Origin of the sequence: Pseudomonas sp. IT-232MI5 (assembly GCF_949767845.1) — a bacterium.
GTDB lineage: Bacteria > Pseudomonadota > Gammaproteobacteria > Pseudomonadales > Pseudomonadaceae > Aquipseudomonas.
The window spans coordinates 127,546-141,060 of sequence record NZ_CATKQE010000004.1 but is presented as its reverse complement, the minus strand read 5'-3'; the positions used below and the strand labels follow the sequence as shown (position 1 = coordinate 141,060).

General features: G+C 60.4%; 8 protein-coding genes. 2 read left to right on the top strand and 6 right to left on the bottom strand.

The features are described 5' to 3' along the window. Window positions 1-196: 196 nt before the first annotated feature. Window positions 197-1,177, bottom strand: a complete 981-nt coding sequence (locus tag ACM6JQ_RS04505) for a diaminopimelate epimerase (protein WP_414893306.1) — start codon at window positions 1,175-1,177, stop codon at window positions 197-199. Between the two features lie 236 nt (window positions 1,178-1,413). On the opposite strand from ACM6JQ_RS04505, the gene ACM6JQ_RS04500 reads away from it, so the two are divergent. Further along, a complete protein-coding gene (locus tag ACM6JQ_RS04500; RefSeq protein WP_007915581.1) occupies window positions 1,414-2,565 on the top strand; it encodes an MFS transporter in 1,152 nt (383 codons plus the stop codon). 93 nt (window positions 2,566-2,658) lie between these two features. Continuing rightward, entirely contained in the window at window positions 2,659-4,167 is a 1,509-nt protein-coding gene (locus ACM6JQ_RS04495) for a trypsin-like serine peptidase (protein ID WP_414893305.1), read from the top strand. Between the two features lie 55 nt (window positions 4,168-4,222). Here ACM6JQ_RS04495 and ACM6JQ_RS04490 read toward each other — a convergent pair whose 3' ends face one another. The 5 genes from ACM6JQ_RS04490 to ACM6JQ_RS04470 form a co-directional block, all read right to left on the bottom strand. Continuing rightward, on the bottom strand, window positions 4,223-6,649 hold the full coding sequence (locus ACM6JQ_RS04490) for a TonB-dependent siderophore receptor (protein WP_414893304.1): 2,427 nt from the start codon (window positions 6,647-6,649) through the stop codon (window positions 4,223-4,225). Between the two features lie 98 nt (window positions 6,650-6,747). Next, window positions 6,748-7,731: a FecR family protein gene (locus tag ACM6JQ_RS04485; protein ID WP_414893303.1), complete on the bottom strand. Its 984-nt coding sequence runs from the start codon at window positions 7,729-7,731 to the stop codon at window positions 6,748-6,750. 40 nt (window positions 7,732-7,771) lie between these two features. Next, a complete protein-coding gene (locus ACM6JQ_RS04480; protein ID WP_007915577.1) occupies window positions 7,772-8,263 on the bottom strand; it encodes a sigma-70 family RNA polymerase sigma factor in 492 nt (163 codons plus the stop codon). 106 nt (window positions 8,264-8,369) lie between these two features. Next, a complete protein-coding gene (locus ACM6JQ_RS04475; RefSeq protein ID WP_007915575.1) occupies window positions 8,370-8,747 on the bottom strand; it encodes a c-type cytochrome in 378 nt (125 codons plus the stop codon). Between the two features lie 208 nt (window positions 8,748-8,955). Next, a complete protein-coding gene (locus ACM6JQ_RS04470) occupies window positions 8,956-13,425 on the bottom strand; it encodes a hemagglutinin repeat-containing protein (protein ID WP_414893302.1) in 4,470 nt (1,489 codons plus the stop codon). Window positions 13,426-13,515: the final 90 nt, after the last annotated feature.

Sequence of the window (13,515 nt, the reverse complement as noted above, 5' to 3'; positions counted from 1 at the left end):
ATCTGTGGCGCACCGCAGATCCAATGTAGGAGTAAGCCAGCTCGCGATAGCGCACTGGCATTCAATAAAGATGTTGTCTGATCTACCGCTATCGCGAGCAGGCTCACTCCTACAAGGGTTCAGTGGCGTACACAAATGAGGTGTTCACCACAAAACCCTGTGGGAGCCTGGCTTGCCAGCGATAGGGTCTTTGAATTCAGCCCATCAACCGCGCCGTACCAAACAACCTGACCCGCCGCAATTCACCCTCTGCTTCTTCGAGCAAAATCGGCGCCGTGCCGCCGGGCATGACCACCTGCACTTCTCCCGCCTCGACCCAACCCACCCGCCAAGCCGCCGATGCCACGGCACTGGCACTGGTGCCGGAGGACGCCGTCGGCCCTTCGCCGCGTTCAAATACTCGCGCGAGGATTTTCTGTGGTGATTCCAGCACCGCCCATTGCAGATTGACACCTGCCGGGCATGGATCTCCGGCACCGGTGGGCATGGCGTAGGCGATTTCGGTCAGGCCTTCGTTCAGGGGTGATTCACGCATTTGCTCGTTGATCGGCAAAGTAGATACATCGCGGAGCAGCGTTACGCAATGCGGATTGCCAATGCGCACGAATTGGCTATGCGCCCAGTCGGAATCAAGTTGTGCCAAGGGCTGAACGTGGCTCACGTCCCGAGCATTGAACTCAATGCCTTGAACAGTCTGCGCACCGACCGCATCCGGTCCAAATCGCGGTTGGCCGAGATCGAGCCAGAAGCCTTTAACACCTTCGACTTCAGCCGGTTTCGCCGAGGTCTCCACGGCGTAACCCTTGTCGTGATGCACGCGCAACAAAGCACCCTCCTCTGGCATCAAGCCTTGCTCGGTCAGCGCCTGCGAGAAAATCGTCAGGCCATTGCCACTGCGCTCGGCGAGCGTGCCGTCGGTGTTGACGATCAGCACGTCGAATGGCGGCGACGTCTGGAACGGGCCGATCAGCAGGCCGTCACTGCGGTGGGACTTGCTGTTTGCCGGGCGTTGGTCTTCGGGCCAGTCGCAGCAGAGTTTGATCGCCGCTGCGCTCCAAGAGTGACGCGCAGAGGCGCATTCAGTGGCGCTGACGGGCACAACAATGCCCGCGTCGCGCAATGCCTGCGGCGCAATCACCCCATAAATATTGCCCCGTGCATCGTAGAATTGCGTCATCAACCTTAGTCCCTGCTACCGAAGAATCCCACTGTAAACCGAATCCCCTGTAGGAGTGAGCCTGCTCGCGATAGCGGTGTATCAGGCAAAAAAATATTGACTGACAAGCCGCTATCGCGAGCAGGCTCGCTCCCACAGGGTAGGATGTCGTCTGCACGTCCCCGAGCATCGGCGATCGAACCTCGTCGCTGAATCAGTGTCCTTCGGGGACGCGATGTTTTTTGCCAAGGATCGATATGACCAGCCTCAACCCCCAAGACACCTTCGTCCCCGGACGCCTGCAACAGATGTCCACGCGCATCGCCTTTTTCATCGCCGGACTCGGTATCGCCGCGTGGGCGCCGTTGGTGCCGTACGCCAAGGCCCGTGCCGGACTGGATGAAGGCACGCTGGGGTTGCTGCTGTTGTGCCTCGGCGTCGGTTCGATTCTGGCGATGCCGTTGGCGGGGATTCTGGCCACACGCTTTGGCTGTCGGCGGGTGGCCACCGGCGGCACGCTGCTGATCTGCGCGGCGCTGCCGTTACTGGCGACGGTGTCGTCGATACCGGCGCTGATCGCTACCCTGTTCATGTTCGGCGCCGGCCTCGGTACGGTGGATTCGACGGTGAACCTGCAAGCGGTGATCGTCGAACGCGCCAGCGGCAAGAACATGATGTCGGGTTTTCACGGCTTGTTCAGTCTCGGCGGGATTGTCGGCGCGGCGGGTGTCAGCGCCCTGCTCGGCCTCGGCTTGACGCCTCTCGCAGCCATGTTGGTGGTGGTCGTGGTGCTGATCGCGGCATTGTTCAAATGCGTGCCGCACATGTTGCCTTACGGCAGTGAAAGCTCCGGACCGGCATTCGCCATCCCTCACGGCATCGTGCTGTTTATTGGCGGGATGTGCTTCATCGTGTTCCTGACTGAAGGCGCGGCGCTGGACTGGAGTGCGGTGTTTCTGGCGCAGGAACGCGGGATCGACACGGCGTACGCGGGGTTGGGTTATGCGGCGTTTGCATTGACCATGACCGCCGGACGTTTGCTGGGTGACCGCATTGTGCGGATTGTCGGTGCCACGCGGATCATTCTGTTTGGCGGTCTGTTGGCTGCGGCTGGCCTGTTTCTGGCGACATTTGCGCCGAGCTGGCAAGCGGCACTGGTGGGTTATGCGCTGGTCGGTGCCGGCTGTTCGAACATCGTGCCAGTGCTGTACACGGCGGTGGGCAAGCAGACGGTGATGCCGGAAAGCATCGCGGTGCCGGCGATTACCACTTTGGGCTATGCAGGGATTCTGGCCGGGCCGGCGGTAATCGGTTTTGTCGCCCATGCCAGTAGCTTGAGCTTTGCCTTTGGCTTGATGGCGGTATTGTTGGTCGCGGTGGCCATCGGCGGTAAGACATTGAAAGTATGAAGATTGGCGCGACACCTGTCAGGTTTGACAGTAGACAGCCCTTGACCCTTTGAATCATGGTGATTTCCAGCCACGCGGAAATGGAAATCTGTCATGAACATTCGAATTGGATCGGCTGTTGCACTTATCGCTCTTCTCCAGGGATGCGCCTCCGTCAATCGATACGACTGGGGCGAAGGCGGAGCCAACTTTGCTCCCGCTGAGCGGCTGGCCAATGCCAACGGACGTTATGCGCATTGGCAAGCCATTGGCCGTGTCGAAGTTGAAGGCGGCATGACCTGCTCCGGTACACTCATTGACACACGAGAACCCGGTACTGTGTCGAATCCGGCTTATGTACTGACCTCCGGACACTGCACACATCCGGAGATAGGCAATAACGAGGTCATCGTCAATCAGCCTGCAAAGGGTCGGGTTACGTTCAATTATTTTTTCGACACGCAACCGCACAGTCGCTCCTATGCGGTAAGCCGGATTGGCTGGAGCACGCTGCGTGGCCAAGACATCTCTATCGTTGAACTTGAACAGCCTCTGGAACAGTTGATCAGCGACGGTATCGAGCCTCTGAAACTGGCGCATGCCCCCTTGCCCCCCGAAGAAAACATTTTGATCACCGGCGCGCCCGTGAACGGCTTCATTCAGCGAATGGCATGCAAACAGGAACATTCGGCAGCGGTCATCGAAGGCCCGTGGCGATGGGTAGGACAATCGAGCAACCGTTGCCTCGATGTTGTCAGTGGATTATCCGGCTCACCGTTGCTTGCGCGTTATTCCAATGAAGTCGTGGCTGTGTTGGGCACTACCACGCGCGGAAGTGAGCGTAATCGATGTGACAAGGGCGCCCCCTGTGAAGTCGTTGCCGGGCAGGTCAACAAGCGAACTGACACCAACTACGCCTCCACAACCGAAGGCCTGGGTGCATGCTTCACCAAGGGCCGTTTCGACCCGCGTCCGGGCGACTGCCCGCTGGGAGCGGCATGGTCTTTTCCGACATCATCGCAAAACAGCGATTACATCAAAGTCGAGCGTGACGAGCACGGACAAGTCGTGCCATGGCATTGGCTGCAAACCTTCGCATTGAGCGCTCCCTACTACCGCTATCGCTATACGCGCACGCTGGACGAATGCCAGTCGCTTGCTGGGTATAGCCAGGTACAAACCGCTCGCCCTGGTTCCGAGAATCAGTTGAACCATGAACTCAAAGAAGGTGCGGGGCTATATTTTCTCTGCCTGATTGGCCAACAGCGGCCTACGGACGTGCCAAAACAATCGGATGGAAAAACCCCCAGCATCTATTGGCGGTGGTTGCTGGAAGCACCAGCGCCGTTGGCGCCGGCCTATAAAATCGAATGGGTGGGTGACGATGACTACGATGTCAGGGTTTTTCCGGTCTCACCGGATCTGGATCCCTTTCAATTTCAGTACAAGTCCGGGCAGCCCGGGAGCATCAACTGCAATGACGGGCTGGGATTCCAGCGCGTATCGCCCTCCACGGGCGTGTTCCATGTTTCCGTTGCCAATGGCCGGCAGAACGTCTGCCTCAAAGGCGCAGACCTGGCGGGGAATCCCGGACCCGTTCTCAACTTTCTGATACCTGAATAGCCTGAGAGCGTTTATTGCTGAACCAGAGGAAACCGGTTCAGCAATGGCTTGAGTCTTAGAAACCGACGCTGGCCTGCACAAAGAACGTACGCGGCGCGCCGACATACATCCCCGAGTTGTTGTCGCTGGAGCGGGTGAAGTACTGCTTGTCGAAGACGTTCTTCACCCCGGCGCCCAGCTTCAGGTTCGACACCTGCGGTCCGAAGTCATAGCCGCCACGCACGTTCCAGGTCACGTAACCCGGAATGTCGCCGTACTGCCCGTCTGCGGTGCCGTCAGTGATGTAGTTGCCGTTGAAGCTGCCATCAGCGTTAACCCCGGTGCCCGGCGAGCGCTGTTTCGACTGGGCGAAACCGTCGAGGTTGTAGGTCCAGCGGTTGATGTCGTAACGCAAACCGACGGTCGCCACCTGACGCGAATAGAACGGCAGATCACGGCCCTTGAAACCCGGAATCTCGCCTTCATACGTGGCGCGGGTGTAAGTGAAACCGGCGTTGGCGGTCAAGCCATCGAGGCGCGGATCCAGTGCCGCCATGTCGTAGTGCACCGACGCTTCGATGCCTTGGTGCTTGGTCGCGCCGAGGTTGGTCCAACCCACGTCGTTGCTGATGTATTGCAGCTCGTCATCGAAGTCGATGTAGAACAGCGTTACCTCACCGCCCCACACATCATCGTTGTAGCGCGTGCCGATCTCGTAGGTCTTGGCCTTTTCCGGCTCCAGGCCATTGGCGGTCTGATCACCCGAGCCGCCCTGACCGAGCTGGAAATACTGCAGGCTGCCGAACGAGGTTTCATAGTTGGCGAACAGTTTCCACGCGTCCGACAGGTGATACATCACGCTCAGCGCCGGCAACGGTTCATTGCTCTCGATACTGCGGTTTTTCGCCTGTACCGGCTTGCCGGCCGTGTCGAGCACCGCGCGGTCATGCCAGTCAGTGCTGATGTGTTCGAAGCGGATGCCCGGGGTGATGGTCCAGTTGCCGACATCGATTTTGTTGTCGAGGTAGACCGAGTTGGCTTCGGTGCCGCCGGTACGATCCTGGAAAACATGACCATCAGACGTCGGCGTGAGCACCGGCTGATTATTGACCAGCGCCACTCGGCTCGACGATTCGTGCATCGCCTCTTTCAGGTAGCGATAACCGACGCTGACTTCCTGCGTGGTCGGGCCGACATCGAAGACCCGCGAGACCCGTGGCTCGATGCCCAGCGTGTAATACGAGCGCGGATAGGAGCTGAGGGTTTTCTGGTCGCGCGCGGCGATGGTGCTGCCACGGAAACTGTCGGTGTAATAAGTGAGGATTTCCGCCTGGGTGCGTTCGTCGATCTGACGGATCCATTTGAACGACACGTCTTTGCGCCGACCGGTGAACTGATCGTAGTCACGCACCGAGTCATACGGTTTGGCGTCGTACTGTTTTTGCGTCAGACCGCCGGGCATATCGGCCGTGGCGTCGTAGTAGTGAAAGTTGAGGCTGAAATCGTCCTGATCGGTCGGCGCCCAGTGGGTCTTGAGCAGCACGTCGTCGATGTCGTTGCCATTGTTGCGCTCGCGGTAACCGTTGCCGTTGACGCCCGAATACAGCAACGCCACGCCCATGCCGTTGTCGGCAGTGCCACCGAGGAACGCGGTGTCGATGTGTTTCCAGCCACCGTACTGAGTGGTTTCCAGGGTGGTGCCGATTTCACCGGTGGCTTTTTCCGGGATCGCGCGGGTGACGAAGTTGATCACCCCGCCGACGTTCTGCGGCCCATAACGCACCGAACCGGCGCCACGCACCACGTCGATGCTGTCGAGGTTGCCCGAGGAAATCGGCGCCATCGACAGTTGCGGTTGACCGTACGGGGCGAATGCCGCCGGTACGCCGTCGATCAACACGGTGGAGCGCGGCGACAGACGCGAGGTCAGACCGCGCACGCCGACGTTGAGGGAAATATCGCTGCCGCCGGTGCCGTTGGAATCCTGCACCTGCACGCCCGGGACACGCTTGAGCACGTCGCTGACGTTCATCGCGCCCTGCTCGACCATGGCTTCGCGGCGGATCACCGTGCGCGCGCCGGGATGGTTCTGCACCACGGCGGCGTTGGCATCACCGAGCCAGTCACCAACCACCTTGATGTCGGTCACGCCCAGTTCCAACGGGCCGTTGCTGGCGGCGGAACTCGCGGCCGGCGACAGCGTTACCGAACCTTCGTTGATCTGATAATCCAGACCGCTGCCCTGCAGCAATTGGCGCAACGCCTGCTCCGGCGAGACATCACCGTCGACTGCCGGCGCCTGTTTGCCGGCGACCAGGTCCGGGCTGAAAAACACTTGCAGCGATGTCTGCTGGCCCAGTTCGCTGAGGGCCTGACCCAATGGCTGCGCGCGGATATGAATCGCTTCACCGGCAAACGCCAGCGGCATGGCAGCGTTGACCGCCAGCGCTAGGGCCAGCGGCAGCCAAGGGGATTTTTTGTTGTTGGCAGTGGTGTTTTTCACGTCGTACGTAGTCCTGTGGATCGCAAGAGTGTGCGGCTGTTAATGCAAACCAGTTGCAGTTGAACAGGAAGACGATGAACTCGAAAAAAACCTGAATTTTATTTTGCGATTATTTCCTGACTGCCATCCGCAAGGGTGCGAACGGCCACCGGCAGGATGCTCGGCAAGGCTTTGAGCAAAGCGTCGGTGTTGTCCGATTTGAACACGCTGGTCAGGCGCAGACTGGCCACGGCCGGATTGGCCACGGTCAGCGGCTGCTCACGGTAACGCGAGACTTCGGCCGCGACCTCACTGAGGCTGGCGTTGTTGAACACCAGTTTGCCGCTGCGCCACGCTGTCAGCTCCGCCGGGTTGACTGCATAGGCGGCGGCGACTTTGCCCTGCGCATCGACATAAGTGCCGAGGCCTGCGGTCAGGCTGATGAAGTGATCATCCGCTGCATCGCGCCCCTGCACTTTCACCGTGCCCTGCTCCACCGCTACGCGGGTTTGTGCGACATCGCGGCGCACATCGAAACGCGTGCCGGTGACCGTGACCTTGCCATTTCCGGTCTCGACCACGAACGGTCGCGAGGTATCGTGCGCGACGCTGAACAGCGCTTCGCCTTCGCTCAACTCGATCAGTCGACGATCCTGTTCATAGTGCACTTGCAAGCGGCTGCGGCTGTTCAGATCGATCACCGAACCGTCCGGCAGCGCCACGTGTTTGCGCTCACCCAGCGCCGTGGCGAATTCGGCGCTGTAGCCGCCGGGATGATTCAAACCACTGAACAAACCCAGGCCGAGCGCCACCGCCAGCACACTCGCGGCCACGGCATAACGCAGCATCGGACGGCGCTCGCGGCGAGTGGGCGGCGTTTCAACAAGGGCTTTGAGGCGTGGCGCCGGGAGCAAATCCGCCGCCGACCACAAGCCCTGCAGCAATTGGAATTCGTCACGGTGCTGCGGATGTTGATTCAGCCAGGCATCGAAGCGCTGCTGCTCGTCGGCACTGACGGCCGGCTCCTGCAAACGCACAAACCAGCGAGCCGCGTCATCGCGCACCGTTGTTTGCCCGCACGCGCAATCACGCGTATCCATCATGGAATGTCCTGTTGGGCTAGGGATGAAAAGCTGCGGCGGTTCATGACTGCAACCCGTCGAGGCGATCACGCAGATGCCGCAGGGTGCGGATCATATACTTTTCGACCATGTTCTTGGACAGGCCCAGGCGTTCGGCGATTTCCGCCTGGGTCAGGCCTTCGATCTTCTGCCAGACGAAGATCTTGCGGCAATTGACCGGCAATTCAGCGAGCGCCCGTTCGATGGAGTCAGCCAACTGGATCGCATGCATGTAATGCTCCGGGTCGCCGGATGACGACTCACTGTGATCGATGGCCTGGGACTCCATGGCGCCGCGCCGATCCTCACGCCGATAACCGTCGACCGCGATATTGCGCGCGGTCTGGTGCAAATACGCCCGGGGCTGCTGCACCGCCGCCGAATCCGACTCAAGCACCCGCACAAAGGTGTCGTGCGCCAGATCCTCGGCCTGCGCGCGATTGCGCAGGCGGCGAGTCCAGGTGCCGATCAACTCTTCGTAATGCTCGAAAAAGCCGGGTCTGCGGGGACGCATTGGGGTATGGGCGGCGTGCTGAGGAAAAGGGTGTGAATAGTAATGGTTACCATTAAGCCGAAGCAATGGATTCCTCAAATCCGACCGTCCGGGTCGCCTCGCGAGCTCAGCGTTTTATCGAAATCACACCACTCATGTAGTCATGCAAGTCACGCAGATCCTTAACGCTCCAGGCATGCGGCGGTATTTTTACCCCGTTTTCCTGCAGCGTTTTTGGAATCAGGTTGCCGTTCGGGCGAAGGATGATCGACGACACAATCACCCCCGGATATTCACTCAGGCGTTTTTTGAACGCGGAGGTGGTCAGGTCGGGTGTGGGCGGATTGCTTTTACGCGCCAACGGTCCGCTGCCTTTTATATCGGCGCCGTGGCACACAGCGCAGCGCTGCGAATAGAGGTTTTTGCCGTTGCTGTTATCCGCGAAGGACACGGATGGTTGGGCGATCAACAAAGCCCCGAGTACAGCGACGAATGCGGTTTTCATTGTTTGCCTCCCTGGCGTTTTTTAAGGTCGCGCATGATGCGCGAGATTTAACGCCTGGCGCAAAACAATGTGGGAGCGAGCCTGCTCGCGAATGCGGTACATCAGTCACTGGTTGCATTGACTGACAGGACGCTTTCGCGAGCAGGCTCGCTCCCACAGGGTTGGGTGGTGGATGCGGGGTCAAGTGCATCCACCACTGGCCGTTGGATCAGCCTTTCTCGTCGATCCCGGCTTGCAGGGTCTGGGTGTCGAGATGCCCACTCAGGGTGACCGGGCCGACTTTCAAGGTACCGTTTTCCAGGGAAACCTTCGGTGCGTTTTCCTCGGCTTTATGCGGCAGATCAAGGCCCGCTTTCACGCCGTAGTCACGGTTACTCAGATCGGTGCTGCTGACCTTCGAACCACCGAGATCGACCTTTCCTTGCGTCGCCGAAATCCGCGCGCCGGTCAGCTGTGTCGCGCCGCCGACTGCGAGGTTCACGCCTTGGCTGGCACTGATCGCGGACGCCTGCGCAACGCTGTCCTTGTGCGCGTACTCACCCTGCGCTTTCAGTGTCGGTTTGTAGTCGGTGCCGGCGAGCTTCTCCTTGTCGCTCGGTGGATTTTTCTTCGCAGTCAGGCCCAGATCAACATCGACCTTGGCGTGGTTGCTCGCGTCCTGACGGCTTTCGACGGTCAGATCACCCGCGACCTTGCCGCTGACATCTTTAGCGTCGATCCGCGCACCCGCCAGCTGTGCATCACCAGCGCTGTTCAACACCACGCTGTCAGCCTTGATCTGGCTGTTCTGCTGGGTGCTGCCCTGCAAGTAATCCACAGCGACTTTGGCCCCGGCGTTGAAACCGTGGTCGCTGCTGGCCTTCTCATCAGCGGCGGTCGGGGTTTTGCTGCTCAGGTTGCCACCGGCATTCAGCGCGACATTCCAGTTATTGCGGTGGTCGGTGGACTGCGCCGACTCCTGCACGTAACCACCCTTTTGCGCGTCGATGCTGACGTTCGGTGCGCTGACTTGCGTGCCTTGCAGATGAATCGAATCACCGCTCAACGCGATGCCGCTCTGGCTGTTGAGTTGGCCACCGATAAGGGTTTTCGAATCCTCGTTGACCCGACCGATATTGAAGTTGCCACTCAGATTGCCGCCCTGATCGCGGCTCTTCTCGCTGCTGGTTTTGCTGCCGCCACCCTTCAAGCCGCCGCCGAGGTTGCTGCCGGTCGCGGTATGAGTGTCGGTTGCGGCTTGCAGATCGAACTTGCCATCAGCGTGCAGATCGATGGCGCCAGCGCTGTCGATTTTCGTGCCTTGCTGGACTTGATCGCCGCCGCTGCTGAGTTGCACCGGACCGTTGCCGGTGATGCTCGCCACATGGGCCTGAGTGTCAGTGCTTTGCTTGCCGCTGTGATCAAGCTGGAAACCGGCGCCGAGATCAACGTTGGTGCCATCGGTGCCGGGCAAGGTGCCGACCGTCAGCGAGCCATTGCCGCGCAGGCTGCTGTCATTGCTGGTCTGCCGGTCATTGGCCTGATTCAGCGCCAGATCACCGCCCGTCTTGATGCTCACACCGCCCTGCCCGCCGTCGAAACGACTGCCTTCGAACTGCGCATCGCCGCCGACCTTGATGTTCACACCCTGGCTACCGGCGTAACCGCCGACCACGGCGCTGGAGTTGTCCTTGCTCGACGCACTGCTGCCACCCGCGCCGCTGCCGGCGACATTCACGTCTTCACCGGTCTTGGTGTAGACGCGCACATCGACCTTGGCATCCACCGCGTTGGCGCTGCTGTTGTGCGTATTGCTGGCGGCATCGGCAAGCAGTTGGTCAGCGCTGATGTTCACTTGGCCGGCGCTGGCGTGGTATTGCGTGCCTTGGTCGTGCAACGTGCCGGTGGTTTTCACATCGACAGTGCCGCCGTCAAAACGGCTGACTACAGCGTTGTTGTTTTGCTCGGTTTTGCTGGCGCTGCCATGACCGACTGCGACGTCTATGCCGACATTCGGCTGACCGAGATTGGCCAGCGAATCCTTGTCCGGCACCTTGCCGCCGAGCACGTCTTTGACTGCGCCCGCGATCGGCCGGGCGATGTCTTTGTACTCGACGTTGGCGCCGATGTCCGCCGACCAGTTGCTCTCGCTATGCGTGCTGCTGTCAGTGTTGCTGGCCGCACGGTTGTCGATCTCGTTCGCGGCGACTTTCAGACCGTCGCCAGCCTTGAGTTGCGCACCTTCAGTGGCGAGTTTGTCGGCATTGATCGTCAGGCTGCCGCTGCTCTGTACGCTACTGGTTTGCGCGGTGGTTTTACTGGTCGAATCCTGCGCCGTGCTGTGGGCGAAATCGACGCCACTGCCGGCACGGTCGAGGCCGCCGGTGTAGTAGAAACCGCCGCCGGTGCTGGAGGTGTCGGTGGTGGTTTTGTGACTGTCGGCTGCGGTCAGCAACGACACGTTTTGGCCGCTCAACGTGGTGTCGCCAACGGTGGATTTCACCTCCGCGCCTTTGAGCGTGACGTCACCGCCCGCCTTCACCTGCACACTGCCGCCGCTGAGGCTGGAGCCTTGTTGAGTGACGTCGTTGCTAGTGACGGTTTGCTGTTTGTCTTCGTAGTGGATCCCGGCGCGGTATTGTTCCGGCGTTTGCTCTTTGGCGTACGCATCGAAGCCACGGGTGTGCGTGGTGTCAGTACTGTCGTGAGTGTTCTGCGCCGAATGCACATTGACGTCGCCTGCCGCGTCGGCCGTCAGCGCACCGCCAGCCTTGACCGTCGAGCCCGCCACTTCGATATCCTTGGCGCTCTTGAGCTTGAGGTTGCTGTCGGACACCAGTTCGCTGCGCACGGTGCTGCTGTCTTTGCTGTTCTGCCGCGACTCGTCCTTGCTGATGCCGAAGAACTTGCTGTCCTTGTCGTGGTTATTGCTGTGCGAGGTGTCCTGCACGCCATCGATCACCAGCGAACCCTTGTCGCTGATCACGCTGGCGTCGGTGCCGCCACGCACTTGGCTGCCGCTGATGCGCACGTCGTCAGCCTTGACGATCAGTTTGCCGCTGGCGTTGACCTTGCTGCCCTGATGCTGGGTCTTGCCCTTGTCGGCATCGCCGGTCTTGCCGAAGAAACCACCGCCGACCAAGTCACCGGAGTAACGGTTGTCGCTGCTGCGATTGGTAAGAGTGGCCGTGGTGATTTCCACCTGTTTGCCGGCCAGTTGCACGTCGCCGGAGCTGTTTAACTCGGCGCCTTCGGAGCGCAACAACGCGGCGGTTTGCAGAGCAATGTTGCCGGCCTTCAGTTGGCTGGTGACGCTGCGCTGCTCCTCGCTGCTGCTGTTCCAGTCGGCTTTCCACAGGTGTTTGCGGTGATTACCTTGATCGGTCTGCGTATGGCTTTCAGTGGCGGCGGTCAGGCGCAAGTCGCCGCCGCTTTGCACATCGAGAGTCTTCGCCGCTTCGACTTTGGCGGCTTTCAGTTCGGTGTCTTTACCGGACGACAGTTTGGCGTCGCGGCTGGCGATAATCTGGCTGCCGTGCTGGCGCGATTCACTGTCGATCTGGGTGCGGTCGTAGGTTTCCCAGGTGATGCCGATGGTGCTGTTGTTCCAGTTTTCGCGCTTTTCCTGAAGCTTGCGGCTTTCGACCGTTGACAGGGTCAGGTTGCGTTTGGCGTCGAGCGTGACGTCGCGAGCGCTGACATCGGTAGCCGCCAACGTCAGATCCTTGCCGCTGTGCAAAGCCACATCGCCCTGACTACTGCGGAGACCGGCGCGGGTCACGTCGAGGCTGTTGGCCACGGCTTCACCGCTGACACTGAGGTCACCGGCCGAGCGAATCTGCACGCCATCACGCCCGGCGACTTGCACCGCGCCAACCCGTACGCCGGCACCTTCGGCGGTGCTGACAATGTTGATGCGCCCGGCCTGCATGGCGCCGAACAGACTGGCGTCGATGCGTTGATCGCCGGTGTTGCCGGCAGGGTCGACGGTTTTCACCTGGCCGCTGGCGTAATCAACCTGATTGCGCCCGACCGTAAGGTTCAACTGGTCGCGCGCAGTGATCGCGCCCTGGCTGTCGATTCGCGGCGCGATCAGGTTGATCGAGCCCTCGCCGTTGCGTAGTCCACCGCTGTGAATCTGCAACTGACCACTGGCGTCGCGGGTATTCAGACTTTGCAGTTTGCCGTCATTCAATTCCGGGCGACCGACCACCAGATTGGCATTCGGCGTATTGATGAAACTACCGCCATTGACCGAGATGCCGTTGGGGTTGGCCAACACGTAATCGGCAGGCCGACCGAAGATTTCCTGCGCGCCGTTGATGGCGGACGGATTGCGGCTGATCACTTCGTTGAGAATCACGCTCGCCGCCTGGCCTTGCAGTTGCGGGTTGGCCGCCAGTTGCCCGGCCAGTTGCGATTGCCCGGCCTGCAAGGCGTTGTTCAGTACCAGCCCCTGACGGTCGACGTTGTAATCGAGGAACTGGTTGTGCGACAGGCCCGAACCGTTGGGCGCGACGATGTTGACGATGGGCACACCGCCCTGGGTCTGCAATTGCGCGGTGCCGCCGGGTCCCGGTGCGACCACGACGCCGCCGGCGAGCGCGCTCGGCAGGTGCACGGCGAAGAACAGGCTGGCAATCGCCCAGCGCAATTTGCCCCGCGGCGAAAGATGAAATGCAAAGGTGTGTGCTGGCATAAAAACGTCTCCATGTGAGTACGGCATCACGTCGCGCGTTTAGTCTTGGCCGTGGCTGACGCGCTCAGATCCGACGGCTGTTTGTTCACT